General features: G+C 71.3%; 19 protein-coding genes. 9 read left to right on the forward strand and 10 right to left on the reverse strand.

From position 1 onward, the window contains the following. Window positions 1-67: 67 nt before the first annotated feature. Window positions 68-1,699 carry an L-glutamate gamma-semialdehyde dehydrogenase gene (gene pruA / locus ACIOC0_RS35945; protein WP_402160427.1) on the forward strand — a complete coding sequence of 544 codons (1,632 nt, stop codon included), beginning with the start codon at window positions 68-70 and terminating at the stop codon, window positions 1,697-1,699. Window positions 1,700-1,966: 267 nt separating this feature from the next. Beyond that, complete coding sequence (locus ACIOC0_RS35950; protein ID WP_130443230.1) at window positions 1,967-2,098, forward strand: hypothetical protein; 132 nt, start codon at window positions 1,967-1,969, stop codon at window positions 2,096-2,098. Between the two features lie 92 nt (window positions 2,099-2,190). On the opposite strand, the gene ACIOC0_RS35955 is transcribed toward ACIOC0_RS35950, so the two are convergent. Further along, window positions 2,191-3,762: a purple acid phosphatase family protein gene (locus ACIOC0_RS35955; protein WP_402160430.1), complete on the reverse strand. Its 1,572-nt coding sequence runs from the start codon at window positions 3,760-3,762 to the stop codon at window positions 2,191-2,193. Window positions 3,763-3,895: 133 nt separating this feature from the next. On the opposite strand from ACIOC0_RS35955, the gene ACIOC0_RS35960 reads away from it, so the two are divergent. The 4 genes from ACIOC0_RS35960 to ACIOC0_RS35975 all read left to right on the forward strand — a co-directional run bounded on the left by ACIOC0_RS35960 (window position 3,896) and on the right by ACIOC0_RS35975 (window position 9,852). Further along, window positions 3,896-4,939 (forward strand): 3-isopropylmalate dehydrogenase, encoded by a 1,044-nt coding sequence (locus ACIOC0_RS35960; RefSeq protein WP_351338370.1) that lies wholly within the window; start codon window positions 3,896-3,898, stop codon window positions 4,937-4,939. Between the two features lie 249 nt (window positions 4,940-5,188). Continuing rightward, on the forward strand, window positions 5,189-6,277 hold the full coding sequence (locus tag ACIOC0_RS35965) for a branched-chain amino acid aminotransferase (protein ID WP_402160433.1): 1,089 nt from the start codon (window positions 5,189-5,191) through the stop codon (window positions 6,275-6,277). Window positions 6,278-6,643: 366 nt separating this feature from the next. Beyond that, window positions 6,644-8,287, forward strand: coding sequence for a citramalate synthase (gene cimA / locus ACIOC0_RS35970; RefSeq protein ID WP_402160436.1), 1,644 nt, complete (start codon window positions 6,644-6,646; stop codon window positions 8,285-8,287). Between the two features lie 191 nt (window positions 8,288-8,478). Beyond that, window positions 8,479-9,852 (forward strand): hypothetical protein, encoded by a 1,374-nt coding sequence (locus ACIOC0_RS35975; RefSeq protein WP_402160439.1) that lies wholly within the window; start codon window positions 8,479-8,481, stop codon window positions 9,850-9,852. 72 nt (window positions 9,853-9,924) lie between these two features. On the opposite strand, the gene ACIOC0_RS35980 is transcribed toward ACIOC0_RS35975, so the two are convergent. Then, window positions 9,925-10,707, reverse strand: a complete 783-nt coding sequence (locus ACIOC0_RS35980; RefSeq protein ID WP_402160441.1) for a S1 family peptidase — start codon at window positions 10,705-10,707, stop codon at window positions 9,925-9,927. A gap of 354 nt (window positions 10,708-11,061) precedes the next feature. Between ACIOC0_RS35980 and ACIOC0_RS35985 the strand changes: the two genes are divergently transcribed. Both ACIOC0_RS35985 and ACIOC0_RS35990 read left to right on the forward strand, forming a co-directional pair. After that, window positions 11,062-12,657 (forward strand): acyl-CoA carboxylase subunit beta, encoded by a 1,596-nt coding sequence (locus ACIOC0_RS35985; RefSeq protein WP_402160443.1) that lies wholly within the window; start codon window positions 11,062-11,064, stop codon window positions 12,655-12,657. A 57-nt stretch (window positions 12,658-12,714) separates the two neighbouring features. After that, window positions 12,715-12,909 (forward strand): acyl-CoA carboxylase subunit epsilon, encoded by a 195-nt coding sequence (locus ACIOC0_RS35990; RefSeq protein ID WP_130443216.1) that lies wholly within the window; start codon window positions 12,715-12,717, stop codon window positions 12,907-12,909. A gap of 146 nt (window positions 12,910-13,055) precedes the next feature. Here the strand turns inward: ACIOC0_RS35990 and ACIOC0_RS35995 are convergent, their stop codons facing one another. The 8 genes from ACIOC0_RS35995 to ACIOC0_RS36030 all read right to left on the reverse strand — a co-directional run bounded on the left by ACIOC0_RS35995 (window position 13,056) and on the right by ACIOC0_RS36030 (window position 23,673). Further along, window positions 13,056-13,637 (reverse strand): ATP/GTP-binding protein, encoded by a 582-nt coding sequence (locus tag ACIOC0_RS35995; RefSeq protein WP_026248371.1) that lies wholly within the window; start codon window positions 13,635-13,637, stop codon window positions 13,056-13,058. Continuing rightward, complete coding sequence (locus tag ACIOC0_RS36000; RefSeq protein WP_402160446.1) at window positions 13,618-14,202, reverse strand: DUF742 domain-containing protein; 585 nt, start codon at window positions 14,200-14,202, stop codon at window positions 13,618-13,620. The genes ACIOC0_RS35995 and ACIOC0_RS36000 overlap by 20 nt, the downstream gene beginning before the upstream one ends. A 97-nt stretch (window positions 14,203-14,299) precedes the next feature. Beyond that, a complete protein-coding gene (locus tag ACIOC0_RS36005) occupies window positions 14,300-14,713 on the reverse strand; it encodes a roadblock/LC7 domain-containing protein (RefSeq protein WP_004983065.1) in 414 nt (137 codons plus the stop codon). A 10-nt stretch (window positions 14,714-14,723) separates the two neighbouring features. Beyond that, a complete protein-coding gene (locus ACIOC0_RS36010) occupies window positions 14,724-18,056 on the reverse strand; it encodes a nitrate- and nitrite sensing domain-containing protein (protein ID WP_402160449.1) in 3,333 nt (1,110 codons plus the stop codon). A 373-nt stretch (window positions 18,057-18,429) separates the two neighbouring features. Beyond that, window positions 18,430-19,005 carry a GTP-binding protein gene (locus ACIOC0_RS36015; RefSeq protein WP_402160451.1) on the reverse strand — a complete coding sequence of 192 codons (576 nt, stop codon included), beginning with the start codon at window positions 19,003-19,005 and terminating at the stop codon, window positions 18,430-18,432. Next, window positions 18,986-19,384 (reverse strand): DUF742 domain-containing protein, encoded by a 399-nt coding sequence (locus tag ACIOC0_RS36020; RefSeq protein WP_130443210.1) that lies wholly within the window; start codon window positions 19,382-19,384, stop codon window positions 18,986-18,988. The genes ACIOC0_RS36015 and ACIOC0_RS36020 overlap by 20 nt, the downstream gene beginning before the upstream one ends. 113 nt (window positions 19,385-19,497) lie before the next feature. Further along, the gene (locus tag ACIOC0_RS36025; protein WP_130443512.1) at window positions 19,498-19,911 is read right to left on the reverse strand and encodes a roadblock/LC7 domain-containing protein; all 414 of its coding nucleotides are present in this window, start codon (window positions 19,909-19,911) and stop codon (window positions 19,498-19,500) included. A gap of 9 nt (window positions 19,912-19,920) precedes the next feature. Beyond that, on the reverse strand, window positions 19,921-23,673 hold the full coding sequence (locus tag ACIOC0_RS36030; RefSeq protein ID WP_402160454.1) for a nitrate- and nitrite sensing domain-containing protein: 3,753 nt from the start codon (window positions 23,671-23,673) through the stop codon (window positions 19,921-19,923). Between the two features lie 601 nt (window positions 23,674-24,274). Between ACIOC0_RS36030 and ACIOC0_RS36035 the strand changes: the two genes are divergently transcribed. Next, entirely contained in the window at window positions 24,275-24,469 is a 195-nt protein-coding gene (locus tag ACIOC0_RS36035) for a hypothetical protein (RefSeq protein WP_165430469.1), read from the forward strand. Window positions 24,470-24,514 lie beyond the last annotated feature (45 nt).

Here is a 24,514-nt window from a genome sequence, read left to right on the forward strand (position 1 = left end):
GCCGGCGACACCCCGCCCCCCGCACCACCCCGCTCGTAACACCGCTCAGTAAGGAGTAGAGGAACCCATGGACGCTGTGACCCAGGTCCCCACCCCCGTCAACGAGCCGGTGCACGGCTACGCCCCCGGCTCGCCCGAGCGGGCCCGGCTGGAGGTCAAGCTCAAGGAGCTGGCCGAGAACCCGGTCGACCTGCCGTGCACCATCGGCGGCGAGAAGCGGATGGGCGGCGGCGACGCCTTCCAGGTGGTGCAGCCGCACAACCACAAGGCCGTCCTCGGCACCTACCGCAACGCGACCGAGCAGGACGCGCAGGACGCCATCGACGCGGCCCTCGCCGCCGCGCCCGCCTGGCGCGCGATGTCCTTCGACGACCGCGCCGCGATCATCCTGCGCGCCGCCGAACTGCTGGCCGGCCCTTGGCGCGAGACCCTGGCCGCCTCCACCATGCTCGGCCAGTCCAAGACCGCCCAGCAGGCCGAGATCGACACCCCCTGCGAACTCGTCGACTTCTGGCGCTTCAACGTCCACTACGCCCGCCAGATCCTGGCCGAGCAGCCCCCGGCCAACTCCCCGGGCGTGTGGAACCGGCTGGACCACCGCCCGCTGGAGGGCTTCGTCTACGCGATCACGCCGTTCAACTTCACGGCCATCGCGGGCAACCTGCCCACCGCCCCGGCGCTGATGGGCAACGTCGTCGTGTGGAAGCCGTCCCCGACGCAGACCCACGCCGCCGTGCTGCTGATGCGGCTGCTGGAGGAGGCGGGCCTGCCCAAGGGCGTCATCAACCTCGTCACCGGCGACGGCATCGAGGTCTCCGAGGTCGCCCTCAACCACCGCGACCTCGCCGGCATCCACTTCACCGGCTCGACCAAGACCTTCCAGTACCTGTGGAAGACGGTCGGTGCCAACATCGAGAAGTACCGCTCCTACCCGCGGCTGGTCGGCGAGACCGGCGGCAAGGACTTCGTCGTCGCCCACCCGAGCGCCGACCGCGCCGTCCTCAAGACCGCGCTGACCCGCGGCGCGTTCGAGTACCAGGGCCAGAAGTGCTCGGCAACCTCCCGCGCCTACATCCCCGCGTCCATCTGGAACGACGGCTTCCGTGAGGAGTTCGCCGCCGAGGTCGACCACATCGCCATGGGCGACGTCACCGACCTCTCGCACTTCATCGGCGCCGTCATCGACGAGCGCGCCTTCGCCAAGAACAAGGCCGCCATCGACCGCGCCCAGGACGACCCGTCCTGCACGATCGTCGCCGGCGGCAGCTACGACGACTCCGTCGGCTGGTTCGTCCGCCCGACCGTCATCGAGTGCACCGATCCGGACAACGAGGTGTTCACCACCGAGTACTTCGGCCCGATCCTCGCCGTCCACGTGTACGAGGACGACCGCTACGACGAGATGCTGACCCAGATGGAGTCGGCCTCCGACTACGCCCTGACCGGCTCGGTCATCTCCGGTGACCGCGCCGCCGCCGCGTACACGATGGAGAAGCTGCGCTACGCGGCCGGCAACTTCTACATCAACGACAAGTCCACCGGCGCCGTCGTCGGCCAGCAGCCCTTCGGCGGCGGCCGCGCCTCCGGCACCAACGACAAGGCCGGCGCCCCGCAGAACCTGACGCGCTGGACCCTGACCCGCGCCATCAAGGAGACGCTGGTCGCGCCGACCGACTACACCTACCCGCACATGGGCTGACGCCCCGTCGAACGGGCCGGTCCGGGGGGCGTCCGCCCCCTGGCCGGCCCTTCGCCGTCTCAGATAGTAGGAAGTCCGAGTAATTGTGGAGACAGGTGCGCGCTCCTCGCTTAACTTTGTAGGAGCCGAACGTCTCGCTCGATCCAGCGAATGGCGGTCGTGAGCCAGGCCCCGTGCAGGCAACCCCTGCGGCCGGCGCTCCCCGCCCATCCGGCGTCTCGTACCCCCTGCCGTGCTCCCTGTCCTGTGAGAAGGAGTCGATTCCCCATGGCCGAGACGACCGTCCGCCGCCGAGTCCGCCGCGTCTCCCGCACGAGCGAGTCCGACCGCAAGAACGCCGCCGCCGCCCTCCAGCGCGCCCTCGACCGCCGCGACAACGGCGGCGAGACGGGCCACTGACGCCCCCTCAGCCCGCCCGCCCCTCCTGAACCGGGAGCCGCCCGCCGGGAGCCGCGCCCGTCGAGGGTGCGGCGCGGAGCCCGAACGGGACCTCAGGCTCCGCGCCGCACCTCGAACCGGTCGATCCGCGCGCCGTCCGCCGCGCGCGCCGACACCGTCAGCCGCGGTGACGGACCCGCGACCGCCTCCACCGCGAGGAACGAGAAGCCGCGGTAGCGCACCCGCGACCACTCCACCGTCTCCGCCGCCCGCTCCCCGGACCGGGTCCACCGGAAGCTGTCGATCTCCCGGTGGCGGGTGACGTGCCCCTCGTAGCTCTCCGCCACGCCCGCCCCGAACCCGTACAGCGCCCGGCCGCCGCCGCCCGCCGTCACGTACACGGTTCCGTCCCGCGCGGGATCGGCCGAGCCGCCGACCGGCACCGGCCGGCCCACCCCGCCGTCCCTCACGGCGTCCGTGCGCTCGTACACATGGTTGTGACCGTTGATCACCAGGTCCACCCGGTGCTCCTCGAACAGCGGCAGCCACGCGTCGCGCACCCCGCCGTCGGAGGCGTGCGTCGAGGTGGAGTGGACGCAGTGGTGGAAGAAGACGACGACGAAGTCCACGTCGTCGGCCGCCCGCAGCGCGACCAGCGTCCGCCGCAGCCAGGCCGTCTGCCGGCCACCCGTCCGCCCCAGGTTCGCGGGGATCTCGTACGACACGTCGTTCGCGTCCAGCGCCACCACGCCCACGTTGCCGTAGACGAAGGAGTACGCGCCCGGCGTCGTGCGCGGGGCGAGGCCGCTGTCGGGGAGGGAGAAACGGGCGAGGAGGCCGCCGTAGCCGTCGGGGGAGTACCAGGCCTCCATGTCGTGGTTGCCGGTGGTCGCCAGCCACGGCGTCGAGCGCGCCACCGGCTCGCTCTGCCGCCAGAACGCGTCCCACACCAAGGGGTCGTAGCCGTCCGACCGCGCGCCCTGCCCGGCGCCGTCCGCGTAGCAGATGTCGCCGGCGTGCAGATGGAACGCGGGCCGCTCCCGGGCCAGCAGCCGGTTGACCGCGACCGGGCCCCGGCCGACGCCCTGGTCGCCGAAGGCGGTGAAGACGAACCGCTCCGGGCGGGCCGGCGCCGTGCGGAACGAGGCGATCGAGGCGCGGTGCTCCGGGGCGGCCGGGTCGAAACCGTCGTGGCCGACGCCGTAGTAGTACGTCGTGCCCGGCAGCAGATCGTCCAGGGCCGCGTGCACGTAGTACTGCTCCACGGCCGGGCGCACACCCTGGACCCCGGGCGTGTACAGGGGGCGCACCTCGGCTTCGGCCTTCGCGCCCAGCGCGTCGGGGCGGGCGCCGAGGCGGACGTACGGACGGCGCACCGGGGCGGGCACCTGCCAGGAGACCCGCATCCGGGTGCGCGGGTCGGCGCCGAAGGAGAGATGGCGGCCGAAGGGGACGACGTCGCGGCCGGCGATCTCCCCGGCTGTGGGCCGCGGCGCGGGCGCGGCCGGCGAGCATCCGGTGAGGAGCCCGCCCGCGACCGAGCCCGCCAGCGCCCCGGCGCCCGCCAGCGCCCGGCGGCGCGACGGCCTCGCCCGCCGGTGCGCGCTCCACAGGTACTCGTACTGCTCCGCCATGCTCATCCGCTCCGCGAGCCGAGGCGGAATGCCGACGTCCGGTGTCTCCATGCCGCCCAGCCTCCCCGTACGCCCCGACGGCCGTCCGGCGAACGAGGGAATCCGCGTCCGGTTCACCCCGCATCGGCTGTCCGTATGCCGGACGATCCGTGTCATCCCATGGGACGAGGAGTAGGGTGCCCGCATGTCTCGCAGCATCGATCTCGCAGTGATCCCCGGTGACGGCATCGGCCAGGAAGTCGTGGCCGAAGGCCTCAAGGTCCTCTCCGCCGTCCTCCCGCAGGATGTGAAGCTGGAGACCAAGGAGTACGACTTCGGCGCCCAGCGCTACCACGCCACCGGTGAGACCCTCACCGACGCCGACCTCGACGCACTCAAGCGGCACGACGTCATCCTGCTCGGCGCGATCGGCGACCCGAGCGTCCCCTCCGGCGTGCTGGAGCGCGGCTTCCTGCTCAAGCTCCGCTTCGCCTTCGACCACCACGTCAACCTGCGTCCGTCGAAACTGCTCCCGGGCGTCGCCACCCCGCTCGCCGGCGAGCCGCAGATCGACTTCGTCGTCGTCCGCGAGGGCACCGAGGGCCCCTACACCGGCAACGGCGGCACGATCCGCAAGGGCACCGAGCACGAGGTCGCCACCGAGGTGTCCGTCAACACGGCCTTCGGCGTCGAGCGCGTGGTCCGCGACGCCTTCGCCCGCGCCCAGGCCCGCCCGCGCAAGAAGCTCGCGCTGATCCACAAGAACAACGTGCTGACCTTCGCCGGCCACCTGTGGACGAACGTCTTCAACAAGGTCGCGGCGGAGTTCCCCGAGGTCACCACCGAGTACATGCACGTGGACGCGGCGACCATCTACCTGGTCACCCAGCCCGAGCGCTTCGACGTCATCGTCACCGACAACCTCTTCGGCGACATCATCACCGACCTCGCCGCGGCCGTCTCCGGCGGCATCGGCGTGGCCGCCTCCGGGAACATCAACCCGTCCGGCGAGTTCCCGTCCATGTTCGAGCCGGTCCACGGCTCCGCCCCGGACATCGCCGGCCAGGGCAAGGCCGACCCCACCGCCACGGTCCTGTCCGTCGCGCTCCTCCTGCGCCACCTCGGCTACGACGCCGAGGCCGGCCGCATCGAGGACGCCGTCTCGGCCGACCTCGCCGAGCGCACCGGCAAGCCCGCCCGCTCCACCTCCGAGATCGGCGACGCGCTCGCCGTACGCGTAGCCGGCTGACCCGGGCCGCACGCAGCTTGCACGCAGCCGCCGGGTCGCCTCCGCGCCCGGCGGCTTCCGCATGTCCGCCGTCGGGTGACACCATCATCCCGGGCCGCATTCACGCCGTTTTCCTCCATGGCACCCCGCTTGAGACAATCGAACGCGGAGCCGCGGAATGAGGGAATGCTCGGACGTCCTAGCACTGGCCACCGGCCGTGCGGGGCGTGAGCGCGGCCCGTCACTACAACCGGTGAAGGACACCCACTCATGACGACGCCCACGATCGAGCTCAAGCCCTCCGCGCACCCGCTCGCCGCCGCCGAGCGCGAGGCGGCTCTGGCGAACCCCGGCTTCGGCCGCCACTTCACCGACCACATGGTGACGATCAAGTGGACCGAGGGCCGCGGCTGGCACGACGGCCAGCTCGTTCCGTACGCGCCGATCCCCCTCGACCCGGCCACCAACGTCCTGCACTACGCCCAGGAGATCTTCGAGGGCCTCAAGGCCTACCGCCGCCCCGACGGCTCGGTCGCCACCTTCCGCCCCGACCAGAACGCCAAGCGCTTCCAGCGATCGGCCCGCCGCCTCGCCATGCCCGAGCTGCCGGTGGAGACCTTCGTCGCGGCGTGCGACGCGCTGGTCGCCCAGGACAAGGACTGGGTGCCCGCGCACGGCGGTGAGGAATCCCTCTACCTGCGCCCCTTCATGATCGCCACCGAGGTCGGCCTGGGCGTCAAGCCCGCCAACGAGTACCTCTTCATCGTCATCGCCTCCCCGGCCGGCGCCTACTTCCCGGGCGGCGTCGAGCCCGTCTCGATCTGGGTCTCCGAGGACTACGTCCGCGCCGTCCCCGGCGGCATGGGCGACGCCAAGACGGGCGGCAACTACGCCGCCTCCCTCCTCGCCCAGGCCGAGGCCGCGGCCCACGGCTGCGCCCAGGTCTGCTACCTGGACGCGGTCGAGCGCACCTGGGTGGAGGAGCTCGGCGGGATGAACCTCTACTTCGTCTACGGCGACCGGATCGTCACGCCGTCCCTCACCGGCTCCATCCTCGAAGGCGTCACCCGCGACAGCCTTCTGTCCGTCGCCCGCGACCTCGGCTACCGGGCCGAGGAGGGCCGCGTCTCCGTCGACCAGTGGCAGCGCGACTCCGAGAGCGGCGAGCTGACCGAGGTCTTCGCCTGCGGCACCGCCGCGGTCATCACCCCCGTGGGCACCGTCAAGCGCACCGGCGCCGAATGGAAGCAGTCCGACGGGCGCCCCGGCGAGGTCACCATGAAGCTGCGCCGGGCGCTGCTCGACATCCAGCGGGGAACGGCCGAGGACAAGCACGGCTGGATGCACGAGCTGGGCTGAGCCGCCCGCCCGGGAGCGCCCCGGGCGGCGCCCCGGGTGACGCCGTCCCGATGACCGACCGTCGGGCGACCGCATCCTGAGACGGTCGGTGAGCGCGGGGGAGGCTTGTGCCAGACTTCCCCCGTGCTCTCGTTCGCCACGATTATTGGCAGCAGGCGCGCCGGTCCGCAGTGACCGCCACGTACGACCAGGTACGGGTGGCCATCGTCGTCCTCGACCCGCGCGCAGACCTCTCGCACCCGCGAGAGGTCTTTCGTTTTCCCGGCCCACCTTCAGCCGGGAGCGAGGTGCGAGGGACCCTCTGGGGGGACGGTGGAGCCGGTCATTCCGGTAAGACCGAAGATCCACAACAGGAGCCTTGAGACCATGACCGAGACGGCAACCAGCGAGCTCGACGACTCGTTCCACGTCTTCGACACCACCCTGCGCGACGGCGCCCAGCGCGAGGGCATCAACCTCACCGTCGCCGACAAGCTCGCGATCGCACGGCACCTGGACGACTTCGGCGTCGGCTTCATCGAGGGCGGCTGGCCCGGCGCCAACCCCCGTGACACCGAGTTCTTCGCCCGCGCCCGGCAGGAGATCGACTTCCGGCACGCCCGGCTCGTCGCCTTCGGCGCGACCCGCCGCGCCGGCGGCAAGGCGTCCGAGGACCCGCAGGTCAAGGCGCTCCTGAACTCGGGCGCGGACGTCATCACCCTGGTCGCCAAGTCCCACGACCGCCATGTGGAACTCGCGCTGCGCACCACGCTCGAGGAGAACCTGGAGATGGTCCGCGACACCGTCTCCTTCCTCCGCGAGCAGGGCCGCCGCGTCTTCGTCGACTGCGAGCACTTCTTCGACGGCTACCGCGCCAACCCCACCTACGCCAAGGCGGTCGTACGGACGGCCTCCGACGCCGGCGCCGACGTCGTCATCCTGTGCGACACCAACGGCGGGATGCTCCCCGCGCAGATCCAGGCGGTCGTCTCCACCGTCCTCGCCGACACCGGCGCCCGCCTCGGCATCCACGCCCAGGACGACACCGGCTGCGCGGTGGCCAACACGCTCGCCGCGGTGGACGCGGGCGCGACCCACGTCCAGTGCACGGCCAACGGGTACGGCGAGCGGGTCGGCAACGCCAACCTCTTCCCCGTCGTCGCCGCCCTGGAGCTGAAGTACGGCAAGAAGGTCCTGCCCGAGGGCCGGCTGCGCGAGACGACCCGCATCTCGCACGCGATCGCCGAGGTCGTCAACCTCACGCCCTCCACGCATCAGCCGTACGTGGGCGTCTCCGCGTTCGCCCACAAGGCGGGCCTGCACGCCTCCGCGATCAAGGTCGACCCGGACCTGTACCAGCACATCGACCCCGAACTGGTCGGCAACACCATGCGGATGCTGGTCTCCGACATGGCGGGCCGCGCCTCGATCGAGCTCAAGGGCAAGGAACTCGGCGTCGACCTCGGCGACGACCGGGAACTCGTCGGCCGGGTGGTCGAGCGGGTCAAGGAACGCGAGCTCGAGGGCTACACGTACGAGGCGGCCGACGCCTCCTTCGAACTCCTGCTGCGCGCCGAGCTCGAGGGCCGGCCGCTGAAGTACTTCGCCGTCGAGTCCTGGCGCGCCATCGTCGAGGACCGCCCCGACGGCACCCACGCCAACGAGGCCACGGTCAAGCTGTGGGCGAAGGGCGAGCGCATCGTCGCCACCGCGGAGGGCAACGGCCCCGTCAACGCGCTCGACCGCTCGCTGCGGGTGGCCCTGGAGAAGATCTACCCCGAGCTCGCCAAGCTCGACCTGGTCGATTACAAGGTGCGCATCCTGGAAGGGGTCCACGGCACCCAGTCCACGACCCGCGTCCTGATCTCGACGTCGGACGGGGCGGGGGAGTGGTCCACGGTGGGCGTCGCCGAGAACGTCATCGCCGCGTCCTGGCAGGCGCTGGAGGACGCGTACACGTACGGCCTGCTGCGGGCGGGCGTCGAGCCGGCGGAGCCCTCCACCGACGGGGACATCGGTCGTATGTCCTGAGCGGTCCTCGCACTGTGCCCGTCCGGGGCGCGCGGCCTGGCACCGCACCCCGCCGCGTTGCCGGAGTCCTCTGGTAGGGCCGCTACCAGAGGACTCCGGCGCCTTGCGATGCACGGCACCGGACCACGCGCCCTGATCGGACGCTCATAGTGCAAGGACCCCTTTGCGCGCGGTTCGGGTAGCGTCGAAGTATGAAGGTCGCACGATCGACCCGAGGCTTCGCCGGACTGCTGGTCGCGCTGGCGCTCGCCGCCCTGAGCCTCCTGGCGGCGGGTGCCCCGCGCACGTCCGCCGCCCCCGCCGTCACCAGCGTGGCGACGATCGCCGAGGCGCTCCGCGAGAGCCCGGTGTACGTCGACCGGGAGGCCTCCGGCCAGCTCTCCCCGGCCGACGCGCACGCGCTGCAGAAGAAGATCGAGGACGCCGACAAGCCGGTGTTCGTCGCCGTCCTGCCGGCCGGCTACCCGACCGCGGGCCTCTTCACCGACCTGCGCACCGCCACCGGCGTGACCGGCCTGTACGCGATTCGCCTCGGCGACCGCTTCGACGCCCGCGCCGACTCCTCGGTGCTGCCGAACACCGCCGTGCGCAACCTCGTCGCGAGCGTCCGTGACGTGAGCGGAGCCCGCGACCAGCTGAACGAATTCACCGACCGCGCGCTGGCCGACATGGGCGGCTCCGCTCCCGCGAGCTGGAGCCCGTCCTCCGGGGGCGGCGCGGTCTCCACCACCGCGCTGATCACCGCGGGCGCGGTCCTGCTGGCCGGCAGCGCGGGCGCGTACTCCGTCGTCCGGCGCAACCGCAGGCGCCGGGCGGAGGAGCAGCGGGCCGCCCTCGACCGCCTCAGGGTCGTCGTCGACGAGGACATCACGGCCTTCGGCGAGGAGCTCGACCGGCTCGACTTCCAGCCGGCCGCCCCCGAGGCCGACGACGCGATGCGCGCCGACTACGAGAGCGCCCTCGACGCCTATGACCGGGCCAAGACGGCCATGGCGGCGGCGACCGCACCGGAGGACGTGCGGGTCGTCACCGAGGCCCTGGAGGACGGCCGGTTCTCCCTGGCCGTCCTCGCCGCCCGCCGCTCCGGCCGGCCGCTGCCCGAGCGCCGCCCGCCCTGCTTCTTCGACCCGCGGCACGGCCCCTCGGTCGCCGACGCGGCCTGGACGCCGCCCGGCGGGGCCCCGCGCGAGGTCCCGGTCTGCGCGGCCGACGCCACCCGGCTGGCGGACGGCCGCGACCCGGTGATCCGCGAGGTCGACACCGACTGGGGCCGCCGCCCCTACTGGGAGGCCGGCCCGGCCTACGGCCCCTGGGCGGGCGGCTACTTCGGCGGCGGCATCCTGCCCGGCCTGCTGGTCGGCACCCTGCTCGGCAGCATGATGGCCACCCCCACCTACGCGGCCGACTACGGCTCCGGGTACGGCGACTTCGGCGGCGGCTACGAGGGCGGCGACGTCTCCGGCGCGGACTTCGACCCCGGTGACTTCGGCGGAGGCTTCGGAGGGGGCGACTTCGGCGGCGGAGGCGACTTCGGGGGCGGCGGGGACTTCGGCGGCGGCTTCTGAGACCGGCGGCCGCGTGACCCGCCGACGGGCACGGCGCGGGATGCGCCGTGCCCGCCGATGTCGCACGCCCCGTCAGAGGGAGGCGGCCGCCGAGGCGATCGCCGAGGCGAAGGTGGAGACCTCGGTGTAGACGCCGGGCGCGTCGGCCCGGGCGCAGCCGATGCCCCAGCTGACGATGCCGACCTGGATCCAGGCGTTGTCGGCGTCGCGGCGGAACATGGGACCGCCGGAGTCGCCCTGGCAGGTGTCGACGCCGCCTGCCGCGTAGCCGGCGCAGATCTCCTCGTTGGCGATCAGACCGCTGTAGCCGCTGTACGACCGACAGATGGCGTCGCTCACGAACGGCACGGTCGACTTGAGCAGATAGCGCTGCTGGGCCCCGCCCTCACGGGCCGCGCCCCAGCCGGCGATGGTGAAGGTGCCGGTGTTGTACTGCGCGCTCGACGCGATCTTCAGCGTCGGCAGGTTGATCGGCTGGGCGAGCTTGACGAGCGCCCAGTCCTTGCCGTCGCCGTTGTAGCCGGGGGCGCGGTACACGTACGTGGAGCGCACCTGGACGCGGCCCGAGGTGGACTGGAGGTCCACGACGCCCGCGGTGGCGGTGATGCCCGTGTTGGCGCCGGTCGCTCCCACGCAGTGGGCCGCCGTGAGCACGATCTGCTGGGTGTAGAGGGCGCCGCCGCAGCCCATGGAGAGCCGGACCATGAACGGGAACTCCCCCTGTGCGGCGCGGGTGCCGCCGACGACGGGGGAGGGGGCGGCCTGTGCGGCCGAGACGGGCTGGAGGCTGACGATCGCGAGGGCGGCGGCGCCGATCGTGGCGCATCTCTTGAGCGCCGTGAGGATTCTCTTCACCGTGATGCCTTCCATGTGGGGGGTTGGCATGGGCAGGTCAAACCTGCCTGGAGTATGAGAACCCCGCGCCCGCCGCACAAGGGAGGCGATCCGGCCACGTACACTCCCCGCCCGAGGGCTCCCGCCCGGCGCGCACTCATGGCGCGTCACTCCGACGGGTCAGCCGACGCGCCGGTCCGTGTGAAGGGCGTCTCACCGCCCGGCTTTGTGCGACCTCTACAACCGCCCGGCCCTCTGAGCAGTCCGAACGCCTGCAAGCCACCCCGGTTCTGTTCAGGGGCACCAGGAAAACGGGTCGGAGACTGTACGGAGTCGACGTCTCCCTTTCCTTGGTGCTCTTCGTAAGGTCGCTACATGACCGTTTTGGAAGAGACGACGGGTGAGCCGACCGCCGAGCCGACGGACGCGCGCGGGCGCGTGGCCGAGCTGCACGAGATCCGTGCGCAGGCCCTGGCCGGGCCGGGCGAGAAGGCGACGGCGGCGCAGCACGCCAAGGGCAAGCTGACCGCCCGGGAGCGCATCGAACTGCTCCTGGACCCGGGCTCCTTCCAGGAGGTCGAGCAGCTGCGCCGGCACCGGGCGACCGGATTCGGCCTGGAGGCGAAGAAGCCGTACACCGACGGCGTCGTCACCGGCTGGGGCACGGTCGAGGGCCGCACGGTCTTCGTCTACGCCCATGACTTCCGCATCTTCGGCGGCGCGCTGGGCGAGGCCCACGCCACGAAGATCCACAAGATCATGGACATGGCCATCGCGGCCGGCGCGCCCCTGGTCTCCCTCAACGACGGCGCCGGCGCCCGCATCCAGGAGGGCGTCTCCGCGCTCGCCGGCTACGGCGGCATCTTCCAGCGCAACACCAAGGCGTCCGGCGTCATCCCGCAGATCAGCGTGATGCTCGGCCCGTGCGCGGGCGGCGCGGCCTACAGCCCCGCCCTCACCGACTTCGTGTTCATGGTCCGCGACACCTCGCAGATGTTCATCACCGGCCCGGACGTCGTCAAGGCGGTCACCGGCGAGGAGATCACGCAGAACGGCCTCGGCGGCGCCGACGTCCACGCGGAGACCTCCGGCGTCTGCCACTTCGCGTACGACGACGAGGAGACCTGCATCGCGGAGGTCCGCTACCTCCTCTCGCTCCTCCCGCAGAACAACCGCGAGAACCCGCCCCGCGTCGAGTGCTCCGACCCCGCCGAGCGGCGCGGCGAGGCCCTGCTCGACCTGGTCCCGGCGGACGGCAACCGCCCGTACGACATGGCCAAGGTCATCGAGGAGCTCGTCGACGACGGCGAGTACCTGGAGGTCCACGAGCGCTGGGCGCGCAACATCATCTGCGCGCTGGCCCGCCTGGACGGCCAGGTCGTCGGCATCGTCGCCAACCAGCCGCAGGCCCTCGCCGGCGTCCTCGACATCGAGGCCAGCGAGAAGGCCGCCCGATTCGTGCAGATGTGCGACGCCTTCAACATCCCGATCGTCACCCTTCTGGACGTCCCCGGCTTCCTCCCCGGCGTCGACCAGGAGCACGGTGGAATCATCCGCCACGGCGCGAAGCTCCTCTACGCCTACTGCAACGCGACCGTGCCCCGGATCTCCCTGATCCTGCGCAAGGCGTACGGAGGCGCCTACATCGTCATGGACAGCCAGTCGATCGGCGCCGACCTGACCTTCGCCTGGCCCACCAACGAGATCGCCGTCATGGGGGCCGAGGGCGCCGCGGGCGTCATCTTCCGACGTCAGATCGCCGAGGCCGAGGACCCCGAAGCCATGCGGGCCCGCATGGTCAAGGAGTACAAGTCCGAGCTGATGCACCCGTACTACGCGGCCGAGCGCGGCCTCGTCGACGACGTCATCGACCCCGCCGAGACCCGCGAGGTGCTCGTCAGGTCGCTGGCGATGCTCCAGTCCAAGCACGCCGACCTGCCCTCGCGCAAGCACGGCAACCCCCCGCAGTAACCCAGCGGACGCTCCGCGACACCACAGCGGAAACCTCTTCCACGGAGACTCACTTTCATGAACCCGCCTGACATCCGCGTCGAGAAGGGCCACGCCGAGCCCGAGGAAGTCGCCGCCATCACGGCGATCCTCCTGGCCCGCGCCGCCGCCCGGACCTCCGAGCCCACCCCGACCCACCGCGGCCGCCCCAGGGCCGGCTGGCGCCGCCTGGAACGCGAGAACGGCTTCCGCGCCCCCCACAGCTGGCGCTGAGCCTTTCCGGCAACGACGAGAAGGGCCCCTCTTTCGAGGGGCCCTTCTCGTCGTTGCCTGGAGGGCGCGGGGAACTGCGCGACCAACCACGGGCTGCCCGCAGACGGCGTACAACCGTCAGGGGCAGCCCGGTGGCCGCACGCCCGCTAACGCAAGCGAGCCATGAGGGCGTGCTCCACGAGAGTGATCAGCGCCGACTTGGCGTCAGCGCGATGCCGCGCGTCCGTCGTGATGATCGGGGTGTCCGGACCGATCTGCAGCGCCTCGCGCACCTCGTCCGGGTTGTACGGCTGGTTGCCGTCGAAGCCGTTGAGGGCGATCACGAACGGCAGACCCGAGTTCTCGAAGTAGTCGACCGCGGGGAAGCAGTCGGCGAGACGGCGGGTGTCCACGAGCACGATCGCGCCGATGGCGCCGCGTACCAGGTCGTCCCACATGAACCAGAAGCGGTCCTGGCCGGGCGTACCGAAGAGGTACAGGATCAGGTCCTGGTCCAGGGTGATACGGCCGAAGTCCATCGCCACCGTCGTGGTGGTCTTGTCTCCGGTGTGGGTGAGGTCGTCGATGCCTGCCGAAGCAGACGTCATGACGGCCTCGGTACGCAGCGGGTTGATCTCCGAGACGGCCCCGACGAACGTGGTCTTGCCCACGCCGAAGCCACCCGCCACCACGATCTTCGCTGAGGTGGTGGAGCGGGAAGGACCGCCGCTAGAGCTTGCGAAGTCCACTGAGCACCCTTTCGAGCAGTGTCACGTCTGGCTGGCCGCCGGCGTTCTCGTCGCCGCCGGGCTGATGGATGGCGACCAGTCCCGCCTCCGCCAAGTCGGCGACGAGGATCCTGGCCACGCCGAGAGGGATGGTCAGGAGGGCCGAGATCTCGGCCACCGACTTGATCTCACGGCACAGATTGCAGATCCGCTGATGCTCGGGCAGTTGGCCCTGCATCTGGTGCGGCTGCGCAGTGGTGTGCACCAGCGCCTCGATGGCGAGCTGGTAGCGCGGGCGCGTCCGGCCGCCGGTCATGGCGTACGGACGCACCAGGGGGTTGTTCGACGCCCCGGCGGGCGCCGGCTCGGGACGGCGCTGCGGCTGCACGGGCTGGATGCGCGGCGAGTGCGGCCGGTCGTACGGGGACGGCCCGGGACCCTGCGGACCCTGGGGCGTGTACGGCCGCTGCTGGCTCGGGGCGGAGGGGAAGTTGTAACGGTTCGGGTTCTGGGAACCGTCGCCTTGACCCTGGGCAGGGCCGTACGACCAGTTGCCCGAATGTGAACCGCCTGGGGGTGTTGCCACTTTCTCTCCTCCTCCGACTGTGCCTGGCACCCGTTCATGTGGAAGCCGCGTCCCGAAACCCTACGGCCTCGGGACGCCAAAACGCACCGTCCGTTTGTTAGTTGAGAAGGCTTCCTTGGAGCTCCGCACGAAGGTCGGGCGTCAGAACCGTACCGGCACGGTCCACCAGGAGGGCCATCTCGTACCCGATGAGGCCGATGTCCGCCTCCGGGTGGGCGAGAACCGCGAGCGAGGAACCGTCGGAGATGGACATGATGAAGAGGAATCCCCGCTCCATCTCCACAACCGTCTGGTTCACACTGCCTCCCTCGAAGATGCGGGAGGCGCCTGCCGTCAGAGACGTCAGACCGGAGGCGACGGCCGCGAGCTGGTCGGCGCGGTCGCGGGGGAAGCCTTCGGACATCGCCAGAAGGAGTCCGTCGGCGGAGACCACCACCGTGTGGGACACCCCCGGGGTGTTGTCCACGAAGTTGGTGATCAACCAGTTCAGGTTCTGTGCCGCCTGGCTCATCGGGCTCACACTAACGCTCCTGGTTGTAGGTGCTGTCAGGACCGAGGCCCTGGCCGTTCGTTTCACTGCCTGCGTTGCGCCCGCGCTGTACGCCGCGACGCAGGTTGCTCAGCCTGCCTCGGACGTCCTCCGGGGCGCGGGAGACCTGGGGGCCTCCCTGGGGGGTGCTCTCGGCGGTGCCCTCGACCAGATTGGCCTTGGGCACACGTCGCGGCAGACCGGAGGAGGTGACCCCACCCGCCTTGGGCTTGCGGAGCGAGGCGGCCTGCTGCCAGCGCGCGTCGTTCGCCGAACGCCAGCTGTCGTCGCCCCCGCCGTCGCCCTCCGAAGTGGTGGCCGGCGCTTCCTGGTTCACGGGGCGAGAGCCGTTCGAACCGCTCGCCGCCGCGATGGATCCGCGGCGGGGCAGCCCGGCGTCGGTCATCGTGGGAGCGGAGGAGGCGGCCGGACCCGGACGGTCGAAGCCTACGCGGTCCTGCTCACCTGCGTCAGCGGCCTGCGCGGATTCCGCTTCCGGAGCGTACTGGTCCGGGTAACCGTTGCGGTAACCGCTCTGCTGCGGCCAGTCGTCCTGGTAGGACTGCTCCTCGTAGGATCCGAAGCCGTCGGCGGCGTCGGCGCGGCCTGCGGAACGCTCGTCCTGCGCCGGCTCCGCGTACGCGGAGTCCGGGTAGCCGCCGTTCTGGGCGTAGCCGCCGTTGTGCGGCGCACCGCCGCCCGTCGAGAAGCCGTCGCCCGCCGAGAAGGCGTCGCCCTGGGGCGCCTGACCGTTCGACGTGAGGTACGGGTCCTCGTACGCCTGGCGCTGCTGTTCGCCGTACGGCGTCTGCTGGTCGTAGGCCGAGGGCTGCTCAGCGTACCCCGTGGCTGCGTTGGCGCCGGCGTCGTAGCCGCCCTGCGCACCGGCGAAGCCGTTCTGGGGGGCGTCGTAGGACTGCTGCTGCGGCTGGCCGAAGTTCTCGCCGTAGGCGGGCGACTCGGGGGCGCGCTGCTGCTGCGACTGCGGCTGCTGCTCTTCGTGCGGCTGGGACTCCAGGGCCGCACGGCGCTCCTCGCGCATCAGGGAACGGCCCACGGGGTCCAGGTCGCGCAGGTCGTCGGGGACCGAGGGGTAGGCGTTGTCGTCGAAGCCGAGTTCGGCCGCGGTGCGCATCGGCACGCCGTTGTTGAAGTCCTCGGCGCCGAAGTTCTGCTCCGGGATGATCTGCGAGACGGTGAACTCGTCGCGCTCGGCGGGCTGCTCGCCGCCGCCGCCGTGAGTGATCGCGTCCGGCAGCATGACCAGCGAGGTGGTGCCGGCCTGCTCGCCCGAGGGGCGCAGCTGGACCCGGATGCCGTGCCGGTCGGACAGCCGGCCGACCACGAACAGGCCCATGCGCTGGGAGATCGCGGCGTCGACGGTCGGCGGGTTGGCCAGCTTGTGGTTGATGTCCGCGAAGTCCTCGGCGGTCAGGCCGATTCCCTTGTCGTGGATCTCGATCATCACCCGGCCGTCGGGCAGACGGGTCGCAGTGACGCGGACCTTGGTCTGCGGGGAGGAGAACGTCGTCGCGTTCTCCAGCAGCTCGGCGAGCAGGTGCACGAGGTCGGTCACGGCACGGCCGTGGATCTCGGCCTCCGGGACGCCGGACAGCTCGATGCGCTCGTACTGCTCCACCTCGGAGGAGGCGGCGCGCAGCACGTCGACCAGCGGGACCGGCTGGTCCCAGCGGCGGCCGGGCTCCTCGCCGGCGAGGACGAGGAGGTTCTCGCCGTTGCGCCGCATACGGGTCGCCAGGTGGTCCAGGCGGAAGAGGTTCTCCAACTGGTCCGGGTCGGCCTCGTTGTTCTCCAGGTCGGTGATCAGGGTCAGCTGGCCCTCGATCAGGGACTGGTTGCGGCGCGAGAGGTTGGTGAAGATCGCGTTGATGTTGCCCCGCAGCAGGGCCTGTTCGGCGGCGAGCCGGACGGCCTCGCGGTGGACCTGGTCGAAGGCGCGGGCGACTTCGCCGATCTCGTCGGTGGTGGTGATCGGGATCGGGGCGACCCGGGTGTCGACGCGCCCGGGGTCGGTGCGGGAGAGCTGGTCGACCAGCATCGGCAGCCGCTGCTCGGCGACCCCGAAGGCGGCGTTGCGCAGCTGGCGCATCGACTGGCTCATCTGCCGCGCCATGAGACTGGCGATGATGAAGGCGGCGAGAAGGGCGACGATGACGATGCTGCCGTTGACGATGGCGTCACGGCGGGCGTCGGAGGCGATGTCCCCGGCGTCGCTCACCGCGCGGTCGATCAGTTCCTTCTCGACCTGGCTGTAGGCCTGGAACTTCAGCGTGGCGGCCCCCATCCACGCCTGGGCGGTGATGCCCTGGTCGGCGAGGTCGGAGGGCTTCTGGCCACTACCGATGGCCCCGATCATGTCCTTCATGGGGGGCGCGGGGACGTAGTTCCGCCCCGCGGCCTCCGCCTTGGCCTTGGCGTCGGCCGCCAGCTGCTGGCCCTCGGCCTGCTTCTGCTGCAGGACCTGCTGCAGCCGGTTGGCATCCGCCGTGGTGCCGCCGGACACGTACTCCTGGAGCGCGATCTGCTCCAGGTACGCGTACGAGGTGAACGCGGTGACCTGGCGGGTGAAGGTCTTCTCCTCGGGGCTCGGCCGCACCAGCAGGTGCATGCCGATCGAACGCTGGAGCGACTCGGCGCCCTTGGCCAGGGCGATGGCGTAGACCGTGCGGCCGTAAGCGGTGATGTTGCCGGTGCCCAGACCGAGTTCGTTGGAGAACTCCATCAGCAGGTGCTCGACGGCGACGTAACCCTCTTCGGTCTGCACCGGGTCGGACTTCGCGGTGTAGGCGGCCGCGCGCACCTTGGCGAGCTGTGGTTCGGTTTCCTCGACAAGGTTCAGCCTGCGCTTGAGGCCCGGCTTGTCCGGCATGCCGACGACTTCGGCGTGGAAGGCCTTGGCCTTCTCGTCGGTGACGGCGCGGGCGTTCTTGACGACCTCGCTGTCCTTCTTGTTCTGCAGGAGCGGCTCGGCGGACACGTCCCGCTCGTTGAGGAGGGCCTCGGCGTACTCGCCGGCGGCGGCCACGATCTTCGCGGTCTTCTCCGCGTCCAGCGCCTCCTGCCAGGTGTCGATCGACGTCTTCACCTGGAAGCCGCCCATGACCAGGCCGACCAGCACGGGTATGAGCAGGATGGCGTTCAGCCGGGTCGGCACGCGCCAGTTGCGCGGGGAGAGACGACCACCGCTCTTGGCGGGTGCGGCCGTCGGCTCCGAGCCGGGCACAGGGGCGGTCGCCGCTCCGCGCGGCGGCGGGGTGAAGTTGCCCCGCGCCGCCGGCTCGGGACTTTTCTTGCTTCGCCTCACTCGACCAACAACCTCTCGGCGGTCGGCACCTTCGTCGTGCCGCAGTGTCTCAGAGCCCGGTCAGCCATCGACCATGAGTACGTCATTGACTATTGGGCAGTTCAGGCATTCCAGCACGTCGGCCTGCGCTCCTCCAAACACCGGTAGGGCACGAATCCTTGGGATGTAAGCCCTAGATAAAACGGTCAAACAGCGCGAGCCCCGCCAAATGGCGGGGCTCGCGGGAGCGCAGTGAGACCGGACGACCGCGAAGCGTGGCCGTACCACCCGATTCCTCTGCCGAAACGTTATGAACACCGGAGCCGGCCGTGTCAAAGGCCACAGCCGGCTCCGATCCGCCTACGACGGCTGCCGTAGGGCAGCGCCGGGAGTGCTACCGCAGACGCGCCATCAACGCGTGTTCCACCAGGGTGATCAGAGCGCTCTTGGCGTCCGACCGGTGCCGTGCGTCGGTGGTGATGATCGGGGTGTCCGGACCGATCTGCAGCGCCTCGCGCACCTCCTCCGGCTGGTACGGCTGCTGACCGTCGAAGCCGTTGAGGGCGACGACGAACGGCAGGCCGCTGTTCTCGAAGTAGTCCACCGCCGGGAAGCAGTCCGCCAGCCGGCGCGTGTCCACCAGCACCACCGCGCCGATCGCGCCACGCACCAGGTCGTCCCACATGAACCAGAACCGGTCCTGGCCCGGAGTGCCGAACAGGTAGAGGATCAGGTCCTGGTCGAGCGTGATGCGGCCGAAGTCCATGGCCACCGTGGTGGTGGTCTTGCCCCCGGTGTGGGTGAGGTCGTCGATGCCCGCGCTCGCGGACGTCATCACGGCTTCCGTGCGCAGCGGGTTGATCTCCGAGACGGCGCCCACGAACGTGGTCTTGCCCACGCCGAAGCCGCCCGCCACCACGATCTTCGCGGAGGTGGTGGCCCGGCCTCCGTCAGAGCTTGCGAAGTCCACTGAGCACCCTTTCGAGCAGCGTCACGTCAGGTGCGCCGCCGTTGTTCTCATCGCCGCCCGGCTGGTGGATGGCCACCAGACCGGCCTCGGCGAGGTCCGCGACGAGGATCCGCGCCACGCCCAGCGGCATGGCCAGGAGCGCCGAGACCTCCGCGACCGACTTCACCTCACGGGTGAGGTGGCAGATGCGCTGGTGCTCGGGAAGCAGCCCCATGAGCGCTGCCGGGTCGGCCGTGGTGGTGATCAGCGCCTCGATGGCGAGCTGATAGCGCGGCCGGGTCCGGCCGCCGGTCATCGCGTAAGGACGCACCAGCGGCTGGTCGCCCTCATCCCCGTACGGCTCCGCGTACGGGTCATGAGAGGCGGTGGGCGGGGTCATGAATCCTCCGGGCGGGACAGCATGTCTCGGTCAGTCGTGCCGTCCGTCGAGGCCGGTGGGGGGATGGTGGCGGCCGGACGGTGATTTCGTGAGGGGGGTGGTACCGGGGACGGTCAGTGGAGCAGACTGCCTTGGAGTTCGGCGCGCAGGTCGGGCGTCAGGACCGCGCCCGCGCGGTCGACGAGGAGCGCCATCTCGTAGCCGACGAGGCCGATGTCGCACTCCGGGTGTGCGAGCACGGCGAGGGACGAGCCGTCCGAGACGGACATGAGGAAGAGGAATCCCCGCTCCATCTCGACGACCGTCTGGGACACCCGGCCGCCCTCGAAGATCCTCGAGGCGCCCGCGGTCAGCGAGGTGAGCCCGGACGCGACGGCCGCCAGCTGGTCGGCACGGTCGCGTGGGAATCCCTCGGACATCGCCAGCAGAAGCCCGTCGGCGGACACGACGACGGTGTGGGACACCCCGGGGGTGTTGTCCACGAAGTTGGTGATCAACCAGTTCAGATTCTGGGCCGCCTGGCTCATCTGGCTCAACTAACGCTCCTGCTGGTGAGTGGGGCTGGGGAAACTGCCGGTCGAGCCGTTGCCGGCCTGACGACCCTGTGCGATGCCCCGACGAAGATTGGTCAGCCGTCCGCGTACGTCGTCAGGCGCACGCGAGACCTGCGGACCGCTTTGGTGCTGTTGCTGCTGAGCCGTGCCCGGGACGAGGTTCGCCCGGGGCACCCGGCGCGGCAGGCCGGAGGTGGTGACGCCGCCCGCGGCCGGCTGCCGGACGCGCTCGGCCTGACGGACGAGTTCGTCGTTGGGCGAGGTGCGCCACGAGGAGGTCGTGGCGCCCGTGGCCGCGGGACGCTGGGGTGCGGCGGGAGCCTGCGGCTGCTGCCGCTGAGGCGCCGGCGCCGCGCCGTTGCCGTCCTCGCCCTGGGCACCGTGGAACCAGTTGGTCTCCAGGGTGTCGTAGAGCGGGGTACGGCCGTCGCCGGGACCCTGGGCCGGCGGCAGCGCCTCCGGCTCGGGGCGGGCGGCGTGACGCTGCGGGGCGGGCTGCTGCTGTGGGGAGCCGTAGCCGTTGCCCGCGGTGTCGTTCTGGGGCCGCTGGTACTGGCCCGTGGACGCGGGGTCCTGACGGGCGGGCAGCGAGGGCTGCCCGGGAGCGGCGCTGTCGTAGCCCGGTGCGGCGAACTGGCCGGTGGAGCCGTTGTCGTACGCCTGCGGAGCCGCGAACCGGCCCTGGTCCGCCGGGGTGTTCTGGGCGCCCGGGGAGCCGAAGACGTCCGAGCGGACGAAGCCGTCCTGCTGGCCGCCCGCGTCGGGAGCCGGGAACTGGCCCGTGTCCTGGTGACGGTCGTTGCCCTGGCCGCCGTTGACCGCCGGGTACTGACCCGTGCCCTGGCCGCCGGCCGGGCGCATGAAGTCGGCGGGGCCGGCCGTGCCCTGGCGCTCGTCGATGCGGGGGAGCGCGGGTATCTCGGCGGTGGAGCCGGGACCCCGGTCGCTCACGCGCGGCATCTGCGCGGTCTGGGCGGCGTCCGGCTCCTCGTGGCCGCGCGGGGCGTCCAGCGGGGTGCGCGCGGCCGGCGGGTAGGAACCGTCGTCGGCCCAGTTGGTACCGACGTTCCCGCGCGGCGGCCGGTTGCCGCCCGGCAGTTCGGCGCGCGGTCCGCCGCGCGGCGCCAGCTGCGGCTGACGGCCGCGGCCGCCTTGCTCGGACCGGTTGTCCTGGGGGCGCTGCGCGGACGGCGGACGCCCGCCGCCGAACAGGTCCTGACCCTGGGAGGGCGCGCCGGTACCGGCCGCCTGGAGGCCCTGCGGGGCGCCCGGGGCCTGACCGCCGAAGCCGGCGCCCGCCGGGGCCGGGCGCCCCTGCTGGGGCGAGGCGGGGGGCTGAGGTCCGCGCGGGGGGTTGTTCGGACGGCCGCCGCCGTCCCGTCCGGGCAGCGCGGCCCGGGGGCCCTGACCGGCGGGCAGGCGGCCGCTGTTGCCGCCGCCGAAGGCGCCGCCACCGCCGAGCGCGCCGGCCTGCTGACCGCCCTGCTGACCGCCCTGACGGCGGGCGGCAGCGGCGCCGGCGGCGGCCTGCGCGGCGGCGGGACCGCCGGAGGCCGCGCCCTGGCCGGGCTTGGGCTGCGGCTTCTTGCCGCCCTGGGCGACGTCGACGGGCAGCATGACCAGCGCGGTCGTACCACCGGAGTCGGACGGGCGCAGCTGGATGCGGATGCCGTGCCGCTGCGACAGCCGGCCGACCACGAAGAGGCCCATGCGGCGGGAGACGGAGACGTCCACGGTGGGCGGCGAGGCGAGCCGCTCGTTGATCGCGGCGAGGTCCTCGGGGGAGAGGCCGATGCCGGTGTCGTGGATCTCGATCAGCACCCGGCCGTCGGGCAGCGCGTGACCGGTGACCTTGACCTTGGTCTGCGGCGAGGAGAACGAGGTGGCGTTCTCCAGCAGCTCGGCGAGGAGGTGCACGAGGTCGTTGACGACCCGGCCGGCGACCTCGGTGGTCGGCACCGAGGCCAGCTCGATGCGCTCGTACTGCTCCACCTCGGACGCGGCGGCGCGCAGCACGTCGACCAGCGGGACCGGGCGGGTCCAGCGCCGGCCGGGCTCCTCACCCGCGAGGACGAGGAGGTTCTCACCGTTACGGCGCATACGGGTCGCGAGGTGGTCGAGCTTGAACAGCGAGGACAGCTGGTCCGGGTCGGCCTCGCGGGACTCCAGTTCGGAGATGAGCGAGAGCTGACGCTGGATGAGGCCCTGGGAGCGGCGCGAGAGGTTGGTGAACATCGCGTTGACGTTGCCCCGCAGCAGGGCCTGCTCGGCGGCGAGACGGACGGCCTCGCGGTGCACGTCGTCGAAGGCCGCGGCCACCTTGCCGATCTCGTCCCTGGAGTGCACACCGACCGACTCGACGGAGGTGTCGACGTCCTGCGGGTCGGACTCGGACAGCTGCTTGACCAGCTCGGGCAGCCGGTCCTGGGCGACCCTGGTGGCGGTCTCCTGGAGGCGGCGCAGCGAGCGGATCATGGACCGGGCGACGACGAAGGCGCCGACCAGCGAGACGCCGAGCACGAGCAGGATCAGCGCACCGGAGATGATCGCTTCCTGCTCCGACTCGGCGCGCAGCTCGCGGGCCTTCTGCTCCATCTGCTCCAGCAGCGTGGTCTCGATGTTCTTCATCTGCTGGATCTTGGTGGTGCTGGCGTCGAACCAGTCCTGGTACGACCGCTTGTTCAGCGACTGCAGACCGGTGGCCGAGCCGAGGGCCCGGGTGGCGTAGGTGTCCGCGTCCTCGATGGTGGGACTGCCCTGCTCGACGGGCTCCAGCAGGGTCTCGGCGTCGTCGTCGCCATAGATGCTGCGGAAGCTCGCGAGTTCGGAGTCCTGGTTCTGCAGCGCGGCGTCGCCGTACTGGCGGTCGTTCTCGGAGAGCTTGCCGAGCTGGGTGTTGCTCGCCGGCAGGGCGGCCGACAGGACGGCCCGCTGGACGGAGGCGTACTCCTTGGCGGAGGAGAAGGCGGCCAGCGCGCGGGTGCGCTGGATCATCTCCGGGTTGCTGGTGGCCTGCGCCATGTCCTGCGACAGGTCGAGCAGCGAGGTGATGAGGCGGTGGTACGCCTCCACCGTCTGGGTGGAGTTGTTCTGCTCCGCGTAGGCCGCCTTGCGGACCTTGGCGATGTTGCCGAGGTCGCCGAGCAGACCCACGAGGCTGTCGCGGACGCCCTGGAGGTTGTCGTCCGAGCTGGCGGCGTCGATGTCCTCGGAGGAGTCGCTGAACGCGGCCAGCGACTGGTCCGTCTTCTCCCGGACGCCCTTGATCGTCGCGTCGGTCTCCTTCGCGCCGTGGGCGAGGGGGCCGGCGGACTTGTCGCGCTCCTCCTGGAGGCGGCTGGCCAGCTCGGTGGCCTGCTTGGTCATGTCGGTGAGCAGCCGCATGTTGTCGAGCTGCTGGATGTCGTCCATCGACTGGCTGATGCGCAGCGTGCCCAGCGTCGTGGCCGCGACCACGGGCAGGGTCAGCAGCGCGACCAGTCGGGTGGAGATGCGCCAGTTGCGCAGAGCGACACGGGAGCCGGTGCCGGGGGAGGCGGCCGGAGGCTTCACCGTCGGAGTCTGGGGGAGCGCGGCCGCGGACGCGGACGTGCCGGAGCGGCCGCCGCCGTCACCGGAGGCCTGGCCCGGATTCTGGGCGTGCTGGGGCGAGGAGCTGCCGGCCGTGGGGCCAGTCCCGCCGTGCGGCTCCGGCTCCGCCGAAGCGCTGCCATCCCTCTTGAAACGTCCCTGCACTAGCGTCGCAACCTCTGGACCAGGCGCCCCCCGCGTGAACGGAAGGACGGTGTCGGCGTGTTGAGGGGTGCCCTGAATGCGGCCCCTCTAACGGTCGTGATGGACCGGCGCTGGCTCCCCCTTCTCGCCGCCGCTCGGCGCTGCTGTGCGCCCTGCGCGCCGGCCAGTTCCAGCGGCGGTCCGTGAGATTCCAGCACAGTGCCGGATCTCCAACAAGGCTTGGTGGCCGGGCTGTGACATGAGTGACAGTCCGTGAGGGGTGGATTACCGCATGTAGAAAGTGTTCTCTCGCAATGCGGACAAAGGCGGGCGAAGGTCTGGGATCAGGGACGTGTCCCAGTCGCCATGATCAGGAGCGAAATGGGTGGTTCGGTATGCCGATGTCCGTTTCCTCATGCCCGCGGGTGGGCCTGATTTGACCGAATTGGGTGGGGATTCGTGAGCAAACTCACACGCAGATCATGAGACCTTCACGCCTTCCCCGGGAATGGCGTGCATAGCCTGAGCCTTTACAGATATGGCAAATCCGACAAGCCGCGCCCCTGCGGAGGTCCGCCGACGGCCCTCCCGGCGCCCGAAGAGAACAGGGCTACGTAGAACAGTGAAGACGACCGCGATGTTCCACAAGATCGCCAACCCGCAGCGTACGACGCTGGCGCACCTCAAGGACGCCGACGAGCTGCGGCTCCTCGAACAGAGGGAGCACGCCGTCGATCTCCCGGCCCAGACCGCCAACCCCAAGCGCACCATCCTCAACGAGGTACCCGTCGCGGCACTCGCCGCCTCCGCGGAGTAGTACGCGCGCCGGCCGCCGGATGCTCAAGGCGGCCGTCCACGGATG

This window comes from Streptomyces sp. NPDC088254 (genome assembly GCF_044740925.1).
Taxonomy (GTDB): domain Bacteria; phylum Actinomycetota; class Actinomycetes; order Streptomycetales; family Streptomycetaceae; genus Streptomyces.